The 19,842-nt window shown below is 47.7% G+C and carries 19 protein-coding genes; 11 read left to right on the plus strand and 8 right to left on the minus strand.

Features of this window, described 5'->3' with window-relative positions; genetic code table 11:
* Nucleotides 1-255 precede the first annotated feature (255 nt).
* Nucleotides 256-1,074 carry a class I SAM-dependent methyltransferase gene (locus ACSAZK_RS17030; RefSeq protein ID WP_440955207.1) on the plus strand — a complete coding sequence of 273 codons (819 nt, stop codon included), beginning with the start codon at nt 256-258 and terminating at the stop codon, nt 1,072-1,074.
* A gap of 384 nt (nt 1,075-1,458) precedes the next feature.
* On the opposite strand, the gene ACSAZK_RS17035 is transcribed toward ACSAZK_RS17030, so the two are convergent.
* The gene (locus ACSAZK_RS17035; protein ID WP_440955208.1) at nt 1,459-2,889 is read right to left on the minus strand and encodes a dihydrolipoyl dehydrogenase; all 1,431 of its coding nucleotides are present in this window, start codon (nt 2,887-2,889) and stop codon (nt 1,459-1,461) included.
* Nucleotides 2,890-3,470: 581 nt separating this feature from the next.
* Here ACSAZK_RS17035 and ACSAZK_RS17040 point away from each other — a divergent pair.
* The 3 genes from ACSAZK_RS17040 to ACSAZK_RS17050 all read left to right on the plus strand — a co-directional run bounded on the left by ACSAZK_RS17040 (nt 3,471) and on the right by ACSAZK_RS17050 (nt 7,581).
* Nucleotides 3,471-4,832 (plus strand): DUF92 domain-containing protein, encoded by a 1,362-nt coding sequence (locus ACSAZK_RS17040; protein ID WP_440955209.1) that lies wholly within the window; start codon nt 3,471-3,473, stop codon nt 4,830-4,832.
* Between the two features lie 347 nt (nt 4,833-5,179).
* Nucleotides 5,180-5,722, plus strand: coding sequence for a DJ-1/PfpI family protein (locus ACSAZK_RS17045; RefSeq protein ID WP_440955210.1), 543 nt, complete (start codon nt 5,180-5,182; stop codon nt 5,720-5,722).
* Between the two features lie 170 nt (nt 5,723-5,892).
* On the plus strand, nt 5,893-7,581 hold the full coding sequence (locus ACSAZK_RS17050) for a SagB/ThcOx family dehydrogenase (protein WP_440955211.1): 1,689 nt from the start codon (nt 5,893-5,895) through the stop codon (nt 7,579-7,581).
* 38 nt (nt 7,582-7,619) lie between these two features.
* On the opposite strand, the gene ACSAZK_RS17055 is transcribed toward ACSAZK_RS17050, so the two are convergent.
* Nucleotides 7,620-8,690 carry a DUF21 domain-containing protein gene (locus ACSAZK_RS17055; RefSeq protein WP_440955212.1) on the minus strand — a complete coding sequence of 357 codons (1,071 nt, stop codon included), beginning with the start codon at nt 8,688-8,690 and terminating at the stop codon, nt 7,620-7,622.
* 326 nt (nt 8,691-9,016) lie between these two features.
* Here ACSAZK_RS17055 and ACSAZK_RS17060 point away from each other — a divergent pair, with 326 nt between their 5' ends.
* The 4 genes from ACSAZK_RS17060 to ACSAZK_RS17075 all read left to right on the plus strand — a co-directional run bounded on the left by ACSAZK_RS17060 (nt 9,017) and on the right by ACSAZK_RS17075 (nt 12,048).
* Nucleotides 9,017-9,334: a glutaredoxin family protein gene (locus ACSAZK_RS17060; RefSeq protein WP_440955213.1), complete on the plus strand. Its 318-nt coding sequence runs from the start codon at nt 9,017-9,019 to the stop codon at nt 9,332-9,334.
* Nucleotide 9,335: 1 nt separating this feature from the next.
* A complete protein-coding gene (locus ACSAZK_RS17065) occupies nt 9,336-9,866 on the plus strand; it encodes a ferredoxin-thioredoxin reductase catalytic domain-containing protein (protein WP_440955214.1) in 531 nt (176 codons plus the stop codon).
* Nucleotides 9,867-9,961: 95 nt separating this feature from the next.
* The gene (locus ACSAZK_RS17070; protein ID WP_440955215.1) at nt 9,962-10,471 is read left to right on the plus strand and encodes a nitroreductase family protein; all 510 of its coding nucleotides are present in this window, start codon (nt 9,962-9,964) and stop codon (nt 10,469-10,471) included.
* A 506-nt stretch (nt 10,472-10,977) separates the two neighbouring features.
* On the plus strand, nt 10,978-12,048 hold the full coding sequence (locus tag ACSAZK_RS17075) for a hypothetical protein (RefSeq protein WP_440955216.1): 1,071 nt from the start codon (nt 10,978-10,980) through the stop codon (nt 12,046-12,048).
* 138 nt (nt 12,049-12,186) lie between these two features.
* On the opposite strand, the gene ACSAZK_RS17080 is transcribed toward ACSAZK_RS17075, so the two are convergent.
* The 4 genes from ACSAZK_RS17080 to ACSAZK_RS17095 form a co-directional block, all read right to left on the minus strand.
* Nucleotides 12,187-13,044, minus strand: a complete 858-nt coding sequence (locus ACSAZK_RS17080) for a 4Fe-4S binding protein (protein ID WP_440955217.1) — start codon at nt 13,042-13,044, stop codon at nt 12,187-12,189.
* Nucleotides 13,045-13,222: 178 nt separating this feature from the next.
* Entirely contained in the window at nt 13,223-13,570 is a 348-nt protein-coding gene (locus ACSAZK_RS17085) for a branched-chain amino acid transporter permease (protein WP_440955218.1), read from the minus strand.
* Nucleotides 13,567-14,385, minus strand: a complete 819-nt coding sequence (locus ACSAZK_RS17090) for an AzlC family ABC transporter permease (RefSeq protein ID WP_440955219.1) — start codon at nt 14,383-14,385, stop codon at nt 13,567-13,569. Before ACSAZK_RS17090 ends, ACSAZK_RS17085 begins: the two co-directional genes overlap by 4 nt.
* On the minus strand, nt 14,378-14,512 hold the full coding sequence (locus tag ACSAZK_RS17095; protein WP_255351022.1) for a hypothetical protein: 135 nt from the start codon (nt 14,510-14,512) through the stop codon (nt 14,378-14,380). The genes ACSAZK_RS17090 and ACSAZK_RS17095 overlap by 8 nt, the downstream gene beginning before the upstream one ends.
* 196 nt (nt 14,513-14,708) lie before the next feature.
* Here ACSAZK_RS17095 and ACSAZK_RS17100 point away from each other — a divergent pair, with 196 nt between their 5' ends.
* Nucleotides 14,709-15,206, plus strand: a complete 498-nt coding sequence (locus tag ACSAZK_RS17100; protein WP_440955220.1) for a Holliday junction resolvase-like protein — start codon at nt 14,709-14,711, stop codon at nt 15,204-15,206.
* A 538-nt stretch (nt 15,207-15,744) separates the two neighbouring features.
* On the opposite strand, the gene ACSAZK_RS17105 is transcribed toward ACSAZK_RS17100, so the two are convergent.
* Nucleotides 15,745-15,900, minus strand: a complete 156-nt coding sequence (locus ACSAZK_RS17105; protein WP_440955221.1) for a hypothetical protein — start codon at nt 15,898-15,900, stop codon at nt 15,745-15,747.
* A gap of 241 nt (nt 15,901-16,141) precedes the next feature.
* Between ACSAZK_RS17105 and ACSAZK_RS17110 the strand changes: the two genes are divergently transcribed.
* Nucleotides 16,142-16,666: an NTPase gene (locus tag ACSAZK_RS17110; protein ID WP_440955222.1), complete on the plus strand. Its 525-nt coding sequence runs from the start codon at nt 16,142-16,144 to the stop codon at nt 16,664-16,666.
* 138 nt (nt 16,667-16,804) lie between these two features.
* Nucleotides 16,805-17,281 carry a nucleoside deaminase gene (locus ACSAZK_RS17115; RefSeq protein ID WP_440955223.1) on the plus strand — a complete coding sequence of 159 codons (477 nt, stop codon included), beginning with the start codon at nt 16,805-16,807 and terminating at the stop codon, nt 17,279-17,281.
* A 312-nt stretch (nt 17,282-17,593) separates the two neighbouring features.
* Here the strand turns inward: ACSAZK_RS17115 and ACSAZK_RS17120 are convergent, their stop codons facing one another.
* A complete protein-coding gene (locus ACSAZK_RS17120) occupies nt 17,594-19,831 on the minus strand; it encodes a PAS domain S-box protein (RefSeq protein ID WP_440955224.1) in 2,238 nt (745 codons plus the stop codon).
* Nucleotides 19,832-19,842: the final 11 nt, after the last annotated feature.

Raw genomic sequence — 19,842 nt, forward strand, 5'->3', positions numbered from 1 at the left:
TCATTTTTGTTTTGAAAAGGCCGGACGCTCTAGGCGTCCGGGACAAAAACGACACGAGATAACTAGTTCCGGTTGTTCCGGTACTGATTACAAATTTGTAGCCAGCCATTATTTTTCCTTTTAGTCGAAAACATCAAGCGAATAATGCGGGACGACTGAAAAATAAATTGTGGAAAATAGAAGGAGTTGCCTGCAGGTTAAATTAGCAAAGCAGGTGGAAAGGCTTTATAATTAGCAGGGCAGAGGTAAGGGCAAATGAATCTGCAGGACGAGCTGAAAGGTATAGTAGAGGACGCTTTGCTGGACCGGGTGCCGAAGCGTTTTGATTACATAGGGGATGTGGCGGTAATCTCAATCCCTCCCGAACTCGAGACCTACAGAGGGGATATTGCCGAAAAACTCGTTTCGATGAGAGGAAATACCCGGGCCGTGCTAAACAAGGTTAGCAGGCTGGAAGGGAAGCACAGGGTAGCCGGATTCGAGCTTCTCCTGGGCGACTCCACGGAAACCGTTCACCGCGAAAACGGTTATGCCTACAGGCTGGATGTCAGGAAGGTTTTCTTTAATCCCCGCCTCTACTGGGAAAGAGGAAGGGTGGCAGCAAAAGTTATCCCCTCCGAAAATGTGCTGATCCCTTTTTGCGGGGTCGGCCCTTTCGTCCTCCCGGCTGCGGGAAAAGGTGCAGGGGTGCTTGCAATCGAACTGAACCCGGATGCCTGCGCCTGCCTGCGGGAAAATATCCGGCTGAACAGGCTGGATGAGAAAATAACCGTTGTCCAGGGAGACGCCGAAGAAGTCTTCCGACAGCTCGAACCTGGCATTTCCATGCCTGAACAGGGATTCGACAGGGCTATTGTCCCGACCCCCTACGGTCTGGACCGCTCCCTTGGGGAAGTTGCAGGGCTGGTAAGGACCGGCGGTTCCATTCACTTCTATACCTTTAAAGCCGAATCCCAGCTCTCCGGCCTTATTGAGGAATATGAAAAAATGGGTCTCAGGGTCGAATTTTTCAGACGCAGCGGAAACGTCGCCCCCGGAATTAGCAGGTGGGCATTCGATCTGGTCAAAAAATAATGCGAGAAATCAATCAGGGATAATCAGGGATAATCAGGGATAATCAGGGATAATCAGGGATAATCAGGGATAATCAGGGATAATCATGGAAATAATCAGGGATAATCATGGAAATAATCCGGGAAACAATCCGGGAACTATAAGCCAATGACCCAAATTCCTTCACCAATCTCAGGTGAAAGTTTAACCACAGAAAGCACAGAAAACACGGAATTAAGGAAATGGGGGTCCAATCATTCCGTGCTTTCTGTGTCTTCCGTGGTTACAATGTAAGTGTAAGTGTAAATATTTGCGTTTGGGACTATAAACGGGTAATAATCAGGGAACTAATCGGGGCAATTATCACGGTAGCAATAAAAGGAAAAGGGCTTCTGAAATCCCCTTTTACACCTCGAGCCCAAGGTGTTTCAGGACATGGTGATAATATTCCGGAGGCATTCTGGAATAAAATGCCCTGCTTATGACTTCGCTCAGGGCAGGGTGGATGTCCATGCTATCCATGAGGGGGGCTGCACTTCCCGTTTCCGTGTACATGAGCGGGATTATCTGGTGGATAAGGATGGACGCATGGGGGCCGATTATGTGGGCTCCCAGGATTTTTTCGCTTTTTCCTTCCAGGATGACTTTTACGAAATAGTCTTCGGCTTCCATTGCCGTGCCTTTTGCGGTGTCCTCAAAACGGTGGTAGCCGATGAGTACGTTGTCTCTCCCGTAATCTTCGATCGCCCGGGCTTCTTTCATGCCCACACTTGCGACTTCGGGGTAAGAAAATACTGCGTGTGGGACTGCATGGTAGTCGACTTCTACTTTTTCTTTAAGGATGGCATTCCGGTAAACGATCCCGGATTCATAGTTCCCCACGTGTTTTAGCAGGTACTGCCCGTTTGCGTCCCCGAAAGCCCAGACGTTCGGCAGGGACGTTTCCAGGTGCCGGTTTACGGAGATCCAGCCTTTTTTGTCCGTTTTGATTCCTGCCTTTTCCGGATGGAGAATGTCGCTGTTCGGGGCTCTGCCTGTCGCAACAAGGACCTCGTCAGCGGTAATTTCCACTTCCGTGCCTGAACTCCTTTCTCTTGCAATAACGGTTTTTTGCCCGTTTTCTTCTTTGACCACTTCAACGGCTTCATGGTTTGTGAGGAGGTTCAGGTATTCCGATATTTTTATCCTGGCAAGTTCCGAAACTTCGGGCTCTTCTTCCGGCAAAAACTGCGGGTTTCTCCCTATAATCGTGACCTCTGCCCCCATAGCCGAGAAAAAGTGTCCGTATTCGGCACCAATGTAGCCTCCACCGAGAATTGCAAGGCTTTTGGGGCATTCGTTGAGTTCGAGTACGGTATCGCTGGTAAGGTATCCTGCTTCCGAAAGCCCCTTCACGGGCGGGACCGCCGGTTTCGAACCCGTGCAGAGGAAGATCAGCTCGGAATAGATTGTCTCCTCTCCCACCTGCAGGGTATACGGACCCGTAAACTCCGCGGTATCGGGATAGTAGTCCAGGTTCGGGCTCTCCGTTAACCCCTCCCTTATCATCTCGATGTCTTCCCTGATTTTACCCCTCATCCGCTCCATTACCATGCGGTAGTCAATGTTTTTGATTTCCAGTTCGATTCCGAAGAGCGGCGCGGTTTCAACTTCCCTTAAAAGTTCCGCAGGGTAGAGCAGGAGCTTTGAAGGAATACATCCCCTGGTAAGGCAGATCCCCCCAGGATCGTCCTTGTCGATGACCGCGATTTTCATTTCGGGTTTCGATTCGATGATCGAATTGATATAATTCATTGCAGAACCGGTACCTATCACAATCAGGTCGTAATTTTTCATTCTTCCCCCTCACAACAAAGTTCACCGGAATAAACCTGAACAACACCGGGTATATTCCTAAGTAATATTGAGTAATTGAGTATGTTCCCGAAATAATATCGTGCGTATTTCCTGAATAATATTGGGTATATTGGCGGTTATACCTATTGATTGAATAATTTTTGATATGAATCCCCAATTCATAATAATTCAGCAAGAAACCCCCGGGTCTTTACTCAGGAGTAGTTGACCACAGAGGTCAATCGCCTGTCTCTTTAACAATATTCTATAACCTACTATATATTTTATATTGAATAAGCGAAAGCATACAGGTGTTTTCTCCGGGCAAATGGTTCACAACTTTTGTATCTCGCTGATCATATTTCTACTGTCATTATCCTCATGGTTGCCGGTTTTATCGTTTATGTGATAATTTATAAGCTCTTGAGGGAGATGTAAAGCAGAAAAGCGGTCTGTCTTTTCCAGATTAAAAAAGGAAAGTGAACTTTTTTATCCACGGAAAACAACTAGCTATTTATAAATGAAATCCTATTCTATGTAACTTCTTTAAAGGATCCAGAAAAAACAGAAGATGCAGGACTATGAATGGAAACAGCCTCAATATTGAAAAAAGAAATTCAGGTCCGGGGATTACGGTGATGCATGCCGCATATCTCCTGCTTATTCTGATTGCCCCTTTTGCAGGGGTGCATGTCCTGCTTCTTCTTTCCCTGGGAGTTTTTTTCTGGCTGAGGTTTTCTGGAAGGGCCACTTCAGGTAATGGAAGTGAACTCAACCTTGCTTTTTCAATGTCTCTCATGTTCCTTGTTTCGGCAGTTTTCGAAAGTTTCTCCTATCATCTTCCCATTTACATCGTCCTTGGAGCTTTTGCCATTTCGGTTGTAGGAAGCCATAACTGGTATTCTCCTGAGTCCGCTAGATGCGGCGGGTTTGGTTCCGGGGAAAGAAGGACGAAAAGGAAGGGTTTTTCCCTGCTCTGGAGTTCCGTTTTCCTTGGGCTGAGGATCCTTGCGGCATTCCTTGTAGGGTACTGGGTAATTTACTGGCAGGGTTTCCCTGTGTCTCCCAGCCTGGTCTTTTTCATAGCAGTAATAGGAGCTGTGACAGGCTCGCTCTTTGAATCCATCCCCTCCAGAATCGACAGCAACATTTCCGTGCCCCTGGGGGCGGGAATGACAATGTGGATTTTCGAAGAATTCAGGTACTGGGTCCCCCCGGAAAGGATGCTCATAGCCCTTGCTTTTTCCCTTCTCCTGGGCTGCCTGGCTTACAGGGCAAAGATTGCCGACGTTTCTGCCCTCCTGAGTGCGGCACTTCTCGGAGTCCTGATCATAGTTTTCAGCGGGCTTTCCTGGTACATCCTTCTTCTGGCGTTTTTCATCCTGGGAGGCGGATTTACGAGGTACAAGTATGCGTACAAGGAGTCCATCGGGATTGCCCAGGCCAAGGACGGGATCCGGAGTTATGAAAACGTTTTTTCGAACAGTACGGCTGCCCTTGCCCTTGCCGTAGCCCATGGGGTCTTCCCGGAACTCAGCCTGCCCATTCTTTATGCTTACCTTGGAACCGTCGCCACGGCAACCGGGGATACCCTGGCAAGTGAAATCGGGACCACGGCAAAAGGAAGGCCCAGGATGATAACCACCCTCAAACTCGCAAATCCCGGAGAAGACGGGGCAGTCTCGGGGCTTGGGGAACTTGCTGCTCTCCTGGGCTCAGCGGTAATAGGGCTGCTGGCATACCTGCTCGGGGTCTCGGATAACCTCCTGCTTTCTGTCCTGGTTACAACGGCAGGGGGCTTTTTCGGAACTAACGTCGACAGCCTGCTCGGGGCTACCTTTCAGAAATGGGGTAAACTTTCAAACAGCGGGGTCAACTTCCTGGCGACCTTTGCCGGGGCAGGGATTTCCGGCGGGGTTTACCTGCTGGTTTCAGGTTTTTAATAGCGGTTTTTACTCTCTTTACTTTCCGGCCTGCATAATTGGAATTTTCCCAGAGTCACTCATTTTCGGGCAAGCATTAATTTATAGCTGCAGAATAATGTACTATGTGGGGTAATGTTACTGTGCTGGGGACATTATGTGGGTTACTGCGGTAATTATTCTTGCAATACTTCTTACCATAGTTTGCTTTGCCGACGGTCCTGAGTTTGCCTATGGCATCAGGAGTAGTCGGAAATGAAGTAATTTGTCAGTTCTCTGAGTTCAAAATAGTTATCTGAATTCGAAACCCCCGCATTTTCCAGAGCACAGACATTCTCTAAAGCCAGTAAAGCCAGGAAGGTGACCCGATGACAGAATCCGAGTATGAAGGCAAAAAAATCCTGCTTGTGATCGCCCAGGAACAGTTCAGGGATGAGGAATGTTTTGTCCCGAAGCAGCTTTTTGAGGCTGTGGGGGTAGAAGTTACGGTTGCCGCCGAGTTTACCGAAACTGCGAAAGGAATGCTAGGGGGAACGATTAAACCCGACATCAGGATCTCCGGGGCAAGCATGGACGACTATGACGCAATCGTAATTTCCGGGGGGCCGGGTTCCAGGGCCTACCTCTGGGACAACAAAAAACTGCAACAGCTGGTTAAGGCCGCGTATGCTAAAGGCAAAGTGGTTTCTGCAATTTGCATCTCGCCTGTGGTCCTGGCAAGGGCTGGCATCCTCGAAGGTAAGAAAAGCACGGTTTTCAAGAGCTCTGAGACCCTGCATGAACTGAAGAAGCACGGTGCCCTTCACGAGGACAGGGAAGTTATCGTTTCGGGGAAGGTAATAACGGGCAGGGACCCGAATAGTGCGGAAGCTTTCGGAAAAGCCGTGCTCAGAGCCCTTAAACAGGTCTGAAACTCTTCAAAACCTGCCTTAATCCTTCAAAATTCACCGTATCTTTCAAAATTCGCCATATCTTCAAAACTTCCCGTACCTTTCAAAATTCACAGTATATTTCAAAACTCCCCGTACCCGTAAAATCGACAAATCATGCGAAAAATATCCGCGTGGAAAACTGGTGCAATATGTCAAAGGAACTTGAAGCCATCCTGGCCTATCATGAGGCAAGCAAGCACAACTTCGGGGCCTATTCCCCTGGTCCGCGCCGCCTGGACATGGAGACAAAGCCGGACCTTTTTCTCCGCTATGTGGGAGCTCCGCTTCTGAAGCTGGATACGGGGAGTGCGGGCGCAGTAAAAGAAAACTTCCCGGATTACGAACAGGTCTTCATTCCCGGGGAAATTCCACCCGAACCCCTGGACAGGAAGAGTATATCCAGGCTGTTTTTCGACAGCCTCGCGATCTCGGTCTGGAAAAAGACAGGTTTTGCAAAGTGGCCCCTCAGGGTCAACCCTTCCAGCGGGAACCTGCACCCTACAGAAGGCTACCTGATCTCAGGCCCTGTTGAGGGGCTTTTGAAAAAGCCGGCTGTCTGTCATTATTCCCCCCTGGAACATGCCCTTGAACTCAGGGCGGAATTTTCCCCCGAAACCTGGGAACTCCTGAGTTCCGGCTTTCCCGAAGGTACTGTTTTTGCCGGCCTGAGTTCCATTCACTGGCGGGTGGCCTGGAAATACGGCATCCGGGCATTCAGGTATTCCAACCACGATATAGGGCATGCTGTGGGAGCCCTCGGTTTTGCTGCTGCAGGGCTAGGCTGGGAGGCAAAGCTCCTTGAAGACATGGGTTCGGAGGAGATCGCTTCCCTCCTGGGAATTTCCGGAAGTACGGGGCCGGAAAAAGAAGAACCTGCATGCCTCCTTGCAATCTTTCCCTCCGGAAAAGGCTTGAGGAGAAATAAAATTAATTCTGCAGCACTCCCTGCCTTTGAAAAGCTTTCCTGGAAAGGCTATCCAAGCCGTCTGAGCCCGAAACATGTTAAATGGGTGGAAATAGAAAGAGCCATACTGGCAAGCCGGAAAGAGAAAACGGATTTTTTCAGGGAATTCAGGCAGGAAGCTGAAGTGGGAAAGAAAATAGAAGTTGAAATAATAGCTGAAAAAGAAAAAGAAATGGAAAAGAAATTTGGTGGAGTTTCCCTGAGCAGGGTTATCCGTTCCAGAAGAAGTGCTCTGGAAATGAACAACAGTGCCTACATGGAAAAAGAAACTTTTTACGGCATGCTCAGGCGAACTCTTTGGGACCCGGCTGTTCCCCCGTTCAACACCCTGGCTTTCGGGCCCTTTGCCCACCTGCTCATTTTTGTGAACCGGGTTAAAGGTTTGCTTCCCGGACTCTACATCTTCCTCCGAAAACCCGGGGAACAGGGAAAGCTTAAAGCTACCATGCGCGGAGACTTCCTCTGGGAGCGCCCGGAAAATTGTCCTCCTGATCTTGAATTCTATATGCTTGTGGAAGAGTCTCTCTACTATTTTGCCGCCCAGCTTTCCTGTGCCCAGAGAAAGGCGGCAGATGCCTGTTTTACCGTTTGCATGATCTCGGAATTCGAAGCCCCCCTCCGAAAGTTCGGCTCCTGGCTGTATCCTTACCTCTTCTGGGAATGCGGAATCCTCGGGCAGCTGCTTTACCTGGAAGCCGAAGCCCGGGGATTCAGGGGCTGCGGGATAGGTTGCTTCTTTGACAATCCCTTACACGAAACCTTAGGGCTTGAAGGACACGAATACCAGGACCTCTACCACTTTGCGGTGGGAGTTTCCCTCCCTGAAAAAGGGGTCTCATCCCTTCCCGCATACCCGGATGATAAAGGTAAATAATCTGAATGTGTGTCAAAAACGTAAGGTTAGGTCCCCTTTCAATATCTCTTTTTACGGGTAGATGCGTGGATGGGACGTCCTTCTTCTTTTCCTGTTCCGCATTCCACTACGATTCCCCGGAGCAGACGTCCCAAGATGTCCGATCCGGTCACGATCCGCTTTTCGTCGCCCCAGTAGAGGATCAGGTCCTGGTCTATCACGTCGTCTTCCGGGTGCTGGGGGTAGACCTTAAACTGGCGGATGACTTTTTCAAGCCGGGTCTTCGGGGACTTTACCACTACAGGGAAGTGGCAGTATGAGAGGGGGAGGAAGGGGCCTTTCTTGTAGACGGCGTCCCTGAGGAAACCGTCGGCATCCAGCACCATCACGGGTTCTCCTCCGGGGTTGGTTATGATCACCCATTTCTTTCCCGAGGCTTCTATTTTTTGCAGGAAGGGGTCCGAAGGTTCCCTGTTGAAGGGAGGAAATACAGGCCGGTTGTTTTTGACTTCAAGAGATATGATGCTGCGAGGGTCTATTATCGAGCCTTCGTCGGAGATGGAGACATCGTCAATTGAGAGAAAGTTCAGGGCTCCTATGCCTTCAAAAACCCCTATATCGGATTTTGCGGATTTTATGTGCTTTTCCAGCATAATCCTCATGGCCTGCTCCCTGAAAAGCTCCAGCTTTTCCCTGCCCAGCCACCAGTCAAGAAGCAGGGCCGAGGGTTTTGCCACGGGATAGAGGAGCAGCTGGTAAAAGTAGACCAGGGGAGCCAGCCGGGCTCCGAGTTTCAGAGCGTTCCTGGAGAAATAGGCCTGCGGTGCGATCTCTCCGAAACAGGTAATCCCGAATGTGGAGAAAAAGAAAGCTGCAGTGCCTGCCATTACGGAGTCCGTGAGCAGGGTCAGGAGAACATTAACCCCGACGTTTCCCCAGAGCAGGGTTGTGAGTAAAAAGTTAGAGTCCCGCCTGATTTTCATGACCTTCAGGGCGTCTTTATTATTTGCCTCGGCTTCGATTTCAAGCCTCAGCCGCCCCAATCCGAAAAGCCCTATCGTTAGCCCGGAAAAGATTCCGGACTGGACCAGACAGAGTGCAATCAATATCCAGGTAAGAATAACATTCATTGAAGCTTGTGACCCCGGTAAATTTCTCAGTTTTTGTAACTCAGGTTTGTTGTACCTGGTTTATATATTATATTTTCAGTAATTATAATTTGGTTTGTAATTCGATTTTTTAATCGATTTTCCATACCCTGATTGTTATTTCAGGGACGCGATATGATGGGAACAACTTGTATAAATATTTGTGGGAATTTCCTTTTGCTGCCTCCTCTGGCTCTCTTCAGCTCCAGGGCTTCGGCTTTACAGGGTTGGGGTTAGAGGACGGGAAATTCCAAGGGAAAGTACTCATACAAGTAAGGCAAAATTAACGTAATTAAAGGGGGCATATCATGGACCTTTTTGGCTGGAAGAAAGAGAAAGGAAAGCATGTAGAGGGAATCGACAGGGGAAAGATTGTAATGTACGGGCTCAGCACCTGTGTCTGGTGCAAAAGAACGAAAAAACTGCTTACCGAGCTGGGAGTGGAGTTTGATTACGTCTATGTTGACCGGCTTGAGGGAGATGAGGAAACGAATGCCGTTGAAGAAGTAAGACGCTTTAATGAGGTCCTTTCTTTCCCGACTACGATTATCAATGATGAAAAAGCAATTGTAGGGTTCAAGGAAAAACAGATTCGTGAAGCTCTTGGTTTCCAGGAGAGGGATTGAGATGGGAGAGGATATTTCCGAGGGATACGGAATAACCGAGGAAGACGTGGACAAACTCCATGCCCGGATGGACAGGGAAGCCGAACGTGCGGGTTATCACCTGAACCCTGATGTAGAGTTTACGAAAGAACTGGTCCTCGGGATCCTGGTAAATGAAAAGCGCTACGGGTACTGGGCCTGTCCCTGCAGGCTCGCTTCCGGGGAAAAGGAAGAGGACCTGGACATCATCTGTCCCTGCAACTACCGGGACCCTGACCTGAGCGAGTACGGAGCCTGCTACTGCGCCCTCTATGTTTCTGAAGAGGTCCTGAAAGGAGAAAAGGAACTGGGTTCCATCCCCGAAAGGCGCCCCTCCCCCGAAACCCGCAAGGCCGCAAAAGCAAGGGAAAGTGAAAGTTTTACTTTTACGGGAAAACTTTCCAAACCTGTCTGGAGGTGTCCGGTCTGCGGCTATCTCTGCGCCATGGACGAGCCTGCTGCAGTCTGTCCTATCTGCAAGGCGAAAAAGGAAAGGTTTGAGCGTTTTATGTAAGATCCCCCTTCACGTTTTTTACTTATTAATTTATTTTTTTCCTGACAATACTTTTATCCGTTATAAAACGGCATTAGTGAATAGGGGGAATATTTATGGAAACTATGAAAGCTATTTTGTCCAGAAGGAGTATTCGAAGATATACCGAAGAACCTGTTTCCAGGGACCTGATCGAGGAGCTTTTGAAAGCTGCCATGAACGCGCCGTCAGCCGGAAACGAGCAGCCATGGCATTTTATCACGGTCGACAGGCGTCCCATGCTTGATAAGCTCGCAGACATCCATCCTTACGCAAAGATGCTGAAGCAGGCACCGGCAGCAATAATCGTATGTGGAGACGAAAGTATGGAGAAGTTCAAGGATTTCTGGGTCCAGGACTGCTCTGCAGCCAGTGAAAATATGCTCCTTGCAGCCCATGGCCTGGGGCTGGGCGCAGTCTGGCTCGGAGTTTTCCCAGCCGAAAAAATGGTCCGGGAAATTCGTGAACTCCTGAATATCCCGATGCACATTATCCCGTTTTCAATCATCTCCGTCGGCTACCCTGCTGAAGAAAAAGAAAGCAAAGAGAGGTATGACGCATCAAGGGTCCACTCTAACACCTGGTAAGCAGATTTCCTCTTACCTTTCTATTTCTTCCTATTTTCCAATTCTGCTGTCCAGCTCTTCTATTAATTTTTTCTTTTTAGAATCTTTTTTATACATTTTTAGGCCCGTAGAAAAGAATCTAAATCAACCTGGAAAACGTAGCTGTAATTCCCCTTTTCAGCTGTTCCTGACAACCTTTTTTTGACCTGTTTTATAGGTACCGGCGTTCTCATCGGTCAGCTTGCTGACCGGCTTTTCCATAAAGTATATTTAAATGAATAAAAATTGCATTACTCTTACCACAAACATATCTTGATTTCTAAAAAATCGTCTTGATGATTAAGCTGTTTTTTCTTCTCTTTCTCTTTCTCTTTCTCTTTCTGTCTATTTATTTCATGTAACATTTATTATGCAATCGGGGAGAAATTTATGTTAATGAACTTATCGAATCAGGAAATGTGATTATAGGGATTTTGATCAATTCAGAGGTAGCTGAAATTTATGGATAGTTCAAAGGAGGGGTGTTTATGAAACGAAAGATGGAATTCGGTCTGGTTATTCTTATAATACTTTTTTCCCTGCTGGCTCTTCCGGCAGGGGCTGAAAACGAAGATTCCGGTTTCAGGGTTACTAGTTCGGGGAACGCTTTTGGCGGCGGAGATGACCTGGTAATCGATGAGAATATCGAAGGGGACCTTGTGCTTGCCGGCTCCCGGCTGGATGTAAAAGGAGATGTCGGGGACGACTTTACAGGAGCCGGGGGAATGATCATCGTAAACGGGGACGTTTCGGGCAATGTTATTGCTTTAGGCGGCAGTATCAGGGTTAACGGCAACGTCGGAGGGGACTTCGTGGCAGCTGGAGGTGAGATTTCCCTTTCCGAAGACAGCACGGTGGAAGGAGACGTCCTCCTGGCAGGAGGCGAAGTTACGCTGGACGGGGTGATCAACGGGGACGGCTCGATCTCCACCGGCACGCTTCGGACCGGGGAGAACTTCGAGCTAAAAGGGAACCTCGAACTCAATGCCGAAAACGTCCCTCCTGACCTGGAAGAAAATGTCGGCGGCTCTCTTACGGTTATCGAAAGGGCAGAAACCGATGATTTCGTCGAAGAAGCAGCCGAAGGTTTCGGGCTTTTCGGCTTCATTGTCGGGCTCATTTCCTCCCTGGCTCTCGGCCTGGTCCTGATCTACCTTTTCCGGGACTTCGTGGCCGGACTTGCGGAAACCGTCCGGGAATCCGCATTGAAAGCCGGGCTCCTGGGGCTTGTGATGCTCCTTCTCCTCCCGATCATGTCTCTTCTCCTCCTCTTCACGATTTTCGGGTGGAGCCTCTCGGTGCTGCTCGCTCTTCTAACGACCCTGGCCCTCCTGGTTGCCACGGTCCCGGTGAAACTGCTGGCAGGAGAACTTATCTACGAGAGGGTGTTTAAAAAGGAAGCCGGGGAGCTGATGTATTACCTGATAGGGGCAGTTGTTTTCGCGATTGTTTACGAAATTCCCTACCTTGGTGGGCTTGTCCAATTTGTGGCGCTGCTCCTGGGATTCGGGGCTATAGGGGTCTGGTTTGCGGAATCTGGTATGAAGAGAGGTTATTAATTTTGAGTGTTTCAGGACGCAACAGGATACAAAAATGGATTAACTGAAAAAACGGAAGGGAAGAGGAAATGAAGGAGAGATGCAAGAAGAAATGAGGGAGGTAAGAAAAAAGTAAGATATGTAAAAAATTAAGGTTGTTTAGGGGAGAACTTTCTCCCTGTATTTCTCAAACCCGAGCCTGTCCAGCAAATCCCCGAACCTCTCTCCTTCCATCCCGTGTTCCCTGTAATATTCCAGGGTTTTTTCGAGGACTGAGAAAAGCTGTTCCTCATCTGCCATTTCGAGGAGTTTCGTGCAGGTTCTCGGGAAGCGGCCCACTTTCCCACCCACAAAAATCGTGTAGCCGGTCTTTTCTGCCTGAAGCGCATCTTTCCTGCAGGCTGCGATGCATTCCCCACAGAGGATGCACTTTTCCCTGTCGATCTGTAGTTTTCCATCTTCGATGCTGAGGGCTCCTGCCTTGCAGGTCTTTACACAGCGTCCGCAGTCCACGCAGTTTTCTTCCACCCAGGCCGGGAGGACCGTGCCCATGATCCCGAAGTCGTTTTCCTGGGGTTTCATGCAGGCAGCGGGGCAGCCCGTGATTGCGATCTTGAATTTCTTGGGGGCGTAGGTCCCGAAGTACAGGGCATCTATTTTTTCCGCAAGTTCCGGGCAGTTGATCAGGCCGTGGTTGCAGACAGTGTTTCCCTGGCAGGCAACAACTCCCCTGACCTTTTTGCCGGAGGCTCCCCCGAAAAGGTCGGCATTTTCCATTTCTTCGCTGATGATGCCCGTGTTTTCCAGTTTGACAAAGGGGATTTCGACTCCCTGCCTTGAAGTGATGTGGATGTGCCCGTCCCCGTACTTCTCGGCGGCGTCGGCAATAGCCCGGAGCTGTGCTGCCTCGATGCGGCCGCCTGTGCTGTGGAGGCGCATAGAAAAGGTGTTTTCCTGCTTCTGGGGCAGGAAGCCTTTGCTTTTGAGTGAAGGTAAATCAAGTTTTTTTTCGTTCATGAAGGTCACTTCAGCGGGATGCATCGAGGTCGACCTATATAAAACTTGGCTTATTTTAAAAAAAGGAAAAACTTCTTTGTTCAGTTTTTTCAGTATTCCCCATCACTTTTAGTATTTCCATTACTTTCTTAAGTTTCTATGATTAAGTTACTATGAATATGTTCGGAGTATTACCTTTTCAAAGGAATGAAAACACGTCGCACTGCACGAGCAGCATGTAAAGCCCTGTCCCTGCGAAGATGCTGAGCATGGCGTTTCGCTTCCAGAAGTGCAGGCCTGCCACCATCCCGATGGTGAAGAGTTCAGGAAGCCCGTAAGGTGCGGCAAACCATTGAACGTCTTTCAGGCAATAGATAACCAGGAGCAGCAGGATCATTGGAGGCAGGTTCTTTTCGATTGCAGAGAGTCCCTCCGGGGGAGCCCTGCAGCTGAAACAGATGAAGGGAAGCGCCCTTGTGGCAAAGGTTGCAAGGGCAGTGGCCGTGATGATTACAAGCATTTCCATTGTTCCAAACATTTCTGTCATGAGCTTTCCTCCTTCGCTTTGTTTTCAGCCACCTGTGCAGCAGGCTGAGGGACTGGATGGGGGACTGGCTGAGATACAGGTTGTGCTTCAGCAGCAGTAGCAGTAGCTTGCAGAACATTTCCTGACTTCGCTCCCATGAATTTCTCGTGTGCAATCAGGATGAAGGTACCCAGGATGATTGAGAGCAGAAGCATGTTCTCGGGGCTGAAGATCACCAGGGAGACCACCCCTGCCCCGAGGGCTGCCATGAAGGGGAAGCGCGAAGTTGCGTTGAAATACTGCTCAATGGTGAGCACCACGAAAAGGGCTGTCAGCACGAAAGCCATACCCTCCAGGTTGAGGTCGAGCAGGGAGCCCAGCACTGCCCCGAGGACGCAGCCTGTTATCCAGTAGAGGTGGTCGAGGGCGGCTATGTAGAGGTAAAACTTTGACTTCGACCCGCCGTCCGGGACTTCTGTTGAAGTAAGGAGCGCATAGGTCTCGTCCGTGAGCGCAAAGATCAGGTAGGGCTTGACTTTCCCGACATCGGAGAACCTGTCAAGGAGAGAGAGGCCGTAGAAGGAGTGCCTGAGGTTCAGGAGCAGTGTGGCAATCACAAATTCCGTAATCCCGGCTCCTGCCGCCAGCAGGGCTACTGCCAGGAACTGCCCCGAGCCTGCATAGATGAAAATTGCCATTATAAGGGCATAGACCCAGTGGTATCCTGCCCCGTCAAGCAGAAACCCGAAAGCCATTCCCAGGGGGATGTAGCCGAGAAACACGGGAATTGTGGTTTTTAAGGCGCTCATGAAAAGGTTTTTATGCTGTTCACTCATCTCCTGTCCCTTCTGTTTGTTGCCTCTTTTTCTTTTCTTCCTTTTTCCTTTCTTCGATAACTCTTTTCATTGTTTTTTGGTGAAATGAAAACCAGAAATTATATTTATCGTATTTATGTTTTGCCAAATTTGTCCGAAAAATTATGAATCAATGCCCCTCCCTTCTCAGCAGAATGCGCCAGTAAACACCGAAATTGTACTGGAATGTTTAAATAGCTGTACCAATTATTTTTAATTCAATGACCATTTGCGGAAATCCTGTACTCTTTGCGTCACTTACCCTTACAGATCTAAAAAATTCAACCCTTATCGGAGAATTTGTTATGAACGACTGGCTCATTCCAACCCTGATCATCTTTCTTGCTCTCTTTGCAGTTTATATCCTGTTCAAATACATCCAGATGAAAGGCCGGGTGGAGTCCCGGGCTCGCGACCTCTTCGAGACCTGGCAGACCCGCGAGATGGAAAAGCAGGTCTCCGAAAGAGTTGACAACATGTTCAGGACCTGGAAAATAGACGAAGAAAAAAAGATCCGCCAGGACGCCGTAAAGAAAAGTGAAGCCGTCATCCGTGGCAAAGTCACGGAACACCTGATCCCCTATTTCCCTGACTTCGAATATAACCCGAAGGACGCACGGTTCCTGGGTACGCCTGTGGACTTCATAGTTTTTGACGGTCTCTCCGAAGGGGATATGAACAAAGTTGTTTTCGTAGAGGTGAAGTCCGGAAAGACCGCTGCCCTTTCCCGGAGGGAGAAGCTTGTGAGGGATTGTATCGACAAAAGAAGGGTCACTTACGAGATCATTCATAACCGGGAATAAGTTCGAAGAACGGGAATAAACTAAAAGAACGAGAGTAAGTTCGAAGAACGAGAGTAAGTTCGAAGAACGAGAATAAGTTCGAAGAACGAGAATAAGTTCGAAGAACGAGAATAAGTTCGAAGAGGGCTTTTTCGTTATTTTCGTTACCCTCTGCTTTCATTAAAAATCCCAGAATCCGCTTTTTTTCTTGCTTTCGAGGTGCCGGGGCTCTCACCGGGCGCCGAAGGAGGCCGGTTTTTCCTTGAAATATAATATGAAAATCTGAATACTACCTTTACATTGGTAGTAAAGTGCCTGATATATTACCTTTACATTGGTAGTAAAAGGTCCGATATATTACCTTTATATTGGTAGTAAAACGCTCAATATGTTACCTTTATATTGGTAGTAAAATCTCAAAACGTTACCGTTAAAAGGTTAATATTATATAGAGCATGAAAAGTAGCAGCAAACCTGAACTGAATTTGATGTCCAAAAACCAGTTAAACGCAAACCGGTTCAATATGAACCAAAAATAAAAGAGAAGAGTTAACGTTTTTCAGTCGTACTGCCCGCCTTCCACCGTGCATCCGAAGTTGGTGATTTCTTCAACTCTTTTCAGGGTCTTGTTTATGCTTTCAAGAGTCGCTTCCATTTTTTCCAGACGGTTCTCTATTCCCTCAATTCTTGCCAGAATTTCCTGATCTGTAGCCAATATTATTTCCCCCGGGTTTAATCTGCACGAATGCAGTTGTATTTGGTAAATTTTGAAGTAATTCAGTTGCAGTATACTATATGTAAATTATTTGTAAATCAATGTTTTTATAGGCAGCGTCGTGAAGATACTTGTTTTTGTCATTTATAACTCAGGTAAACAACAATTTAATAAATGCGGTCTGGTAAACCACAAGTTAGTTAACGTTTTTTGACGCAGGATAGATAGAGGGTGTGTTTTCATGCGGAGAATTGCAGTAACAGGGAAGCCGGGTGTAGGGAAATCAACAATCGTTGCAAAGGCAGCCGGGAAGCTGGCCGAGAAACGGGGGCTCAAAATCGGTGGCATCCGGACTGCTGAAATCCGGAAGGACGGGAAAAGGGAAGGTTTTTCAATCGAAGACCTGGCAACCGGAAAGACCGGCATCCTGAGTCATGTCAAGGGTAGTGGTCCGAGGGTTGGAAAGTATCACGTGAACCTTGAAGACCTTGCCGGGATAGCTGCGGGTGCACTCATGGCTGCTCTGGACTGCGACCTTGTTGTAATCGATGAAATCGGACCGATGGAACTTAAATCCGAAGAGTTTATTTCGGCCGTGGAAGATATTCTGGAGTCGGAAAGGCAGGTACTGGCTGTGCTGCACAGGTCCAGCAAACATCCACTGGCGCAGAAGGTGCGGGAAGAGTTTGAGGTTTTGACGGTTGATGAGGGAAATCGGGATTATTTGCCTGATAAAATAGTGGAGATGTTTGGATATATAAATTGAAATTCTCTGGTTTCTAATTCTCTGATCGCTTACTATGAAAATAAATTACATTTATTTACATGTAAACTCAAACAGGAAACAGAAAACTTTTTTTATATTTTAGAAGGCCTTTTGAAAACGCAAAAATGAGAAAAAAACATGTCAGATAACGATGCTTTTTTGTTTATGAGACGGGCTATCGAACTTTCCCGTGAAAGTGTGAAAAAAGGAGGAGGGCCTTTCGGTGCCGTGATTACCAGAAATGGGAAAATTATTGCGGAAAGCCATAACAAGGTCACCTTGCTTAACGACCCCACCGCTCACGCCGAGGTCAATGCCATCAGGGCCGCAGCCCGGAAACTGAACACTTTTGACCTGAGCGGCTGCGAGATATACGCTTCCTGTGAGCCCTGTCCGATGTGCCTTGGAGCTATCTACTGGGCAAAGCTTGACAGAATCTATTTTGCCGGAAGCAGATCGGATGCCGGAGACGTAGGATTTGATGATTCCTTTATTTACGGGGAAATTTCCCTCCCTCTACTGAATCGAAGCATCGAGTCCCGCCAGCTTCTCCGGGAAGAAGCCCTTGAGGCTTTCAAAGCCTGGGAAGAATGTGAGGATAAAATCGAATATTGATTGAAGTCGAATATTGATTGAAGTCGAATATTGATTGAAGTCGAATATTGATTGAAGTCGAATATTGATTGAAGTCGAATATTGATTGAAGTCGAATATTGATTGAAGTCGAATATTGATTGAAGTCGAATATTGATTGAAGTCGAATATTGATTGAAGTCGAATATTGATTGAAGTCGAATATTGATTGAAGTCGAATATTGATTGAAGTCGAATATTGATGAAAGTCAAATATTGATTGAAGTCGAATACTGCTGAAGGGCAGGCTTGCCTGGTTTTTCCTGGTTTTTCCTGGTTTTTCCTGGTTTTGCATCAAATTCCTGACGACGGAGAAGCCGGTAATTCAAAGGTAAAAGCCGTTCCTTCGCCCAATTTGCTTTCCACCCGGATGTTTCCGCCGTGCATTTCGACAAACTTCTTAACCAGGGCAAGTCCGAGCCCGGTACCTTCAAAAGAGCGCTTCATGGATGAGTCAATCTGGATAAAAGGGTTAAAGATTTTGTTCAGGTTTTCTTCGGAGATGCCGATACCTGTGTCCCTGACCACGACCCGAACCATTTCCCCTTCCCTCTTTGAGAAAACATCAATCGAACCTCCTTCGGGGGTGAACTTTGTAGCATTGCTTAAGAGGTTGTACATGATCTGCTCGAATTTGCTCAGATCCGCATAGACGGTTAAAGCCTGAGTTCCGGGTTTGTGGCTTAGAATAATGTTTTTTTCTTTTGTTTGAGGAAGCATGGTTGAAATTACCTTATCAACGGATTTGCCGACGCAGAACTCTTCCCTTTCGAGTTCCATTTTTCCTGATTCTGCTTTTGACAGGTCAAGGATGTCGTTGATGATGCGGAGAAGGTTTTTCCCGCTTACGGAAATAAATCCAATGTACCTGGACTGCTTTTCTGTCAGGGGGCCGGCTGTCCCCTCGGCAATCAGGTCCGAAAAACCGATTATCGAGTTCAGGGGTGTCCTGAGTTCGTGGCTCATATTTGCCAGAAACTCACTTTTCGTGCGGTTTGCTTCTTCTGCAGCCATTTTTGCATCTATTAAGGTCTTTTCAGCCTGTTTTCTTACGGTTACGTTCCTTACGACCACAATATTTGCCGGCATGTTCCGGTACATAATTTGGGTGCCCAGTCCCTCTATCCAGAGGGTTTCCCCTTTTGAGGACAGAATTTTATAGGTCCTCAAATAGCCGCCCCGGCCATTGTAGACATTTATCTGGTCTTCCAGGGCAGTTGCCCCTGATTCGGGAACCAGGTAATTATAGATGTTTGAGCCGATTACCTCGTCCAGCGGAGCATCCACCATTTCTCCGACGGCTGCATTTGCGGACAGGATATTGCCTTTGAAATCAAGGATCAATATGCCGTCAGGTGTATGCTCAAAAAGGGCGCGGAAATTCTCTTCACTTGCCTTTAAGGCCTCTTCGGATTTTTTGTGCTCCGTGATGTCCCTTACATATGCGATCAGTCTCTCTTCCCCGCCCAATTTGAAGAGTTTGGTGCTGATTTCGGTCGGAAATAGCGCCCCATCTTTCTTTTTATTTACTCTCTCGATCGCCACATCCCCGGTGGTTTCTTCAGCTGTTATTCTCTCGGGCAGGGTTTTTGCAAATTCATCGGGGACGAGGTCTGCGATGGTCAGTCCGAGCATTTCTTCTTTGGTATACCCGAACATCCTGCAGGCTGAACTGTTGCAGTCGAGAATCTCTCCCCGGTCGGTTTCTACAAAAATCCCGTCAATTGCCATCTCTACGAGATTTTTGAATTTTTCTTCGGATTCCAGCAGGTCTTTTTCGGTCTGTTTGCTGGCAGTGATGTCGTAAACGTTGGTGAAAAGCAGTTCCTTGTCTTTTACATTAATAAAGTTAATATACACTTCTACGTCCCTGATTTCTCCGCTGGCAAGTTTGTGAGAGGAATGAAAGTGGCCTTTTCTTTCAAGGAAGATTAGCTGCTGAAGGTCCTCTACTTTTTTGCCGGACATTAGATGAATATCGAAAATACTTTTTGTGGTCAGTTCTTCCCGCGTATACCCGTAATAGGAACATGCAGGATCATTAGCGTCAACAATGAGGCCTCTCCCAGGTTCCACCAGAAGCGTTACTGCAGGACTGTTATTGAAAAACTGCTTATACCTGTTTTCGCTTTCCTGAAGGGCTTCATAATTCTTTTTTATCCTGATCAGAGACCTTATCCTTGTTTTAAGCTCAAACCTGTCAATAGGCTTGCTGATAAAGTCATCAGCCCCGTATTCGACTGCCTTTATCTTATTTGATTTTTCAAAAAATCCGGAAATTATAATTACAGGTATGAACCTGGAAACCGGATCACTTTTGATTCTCCTGCAAACTTCAAACCCATCGACCCCGGGCAGTATCAGGTCCAGTAAAATAATGTCCGGGTTCAGGTTTTTCACGATATCAAGGGCTTCCTTTCCACTATTAGCAGGGATTGGGAGGTAGTCATCTTCAAGCTGCAAACAAAGTAATTCTACCTGATCCGGTTCGTCATCAACGATTAGGATTTTGGGCTTATCGGAAGAGTGCAATTTTGATCATC

The sequence above is a fragment of the Methanosarcina sediminis genome (genome assembly GCF_052056915.1).
Lineage (GTDB): Archaea > Halobacteriota > Methanosarcinia > Methanosarcinales > Methanosarcinaceae > MTP4.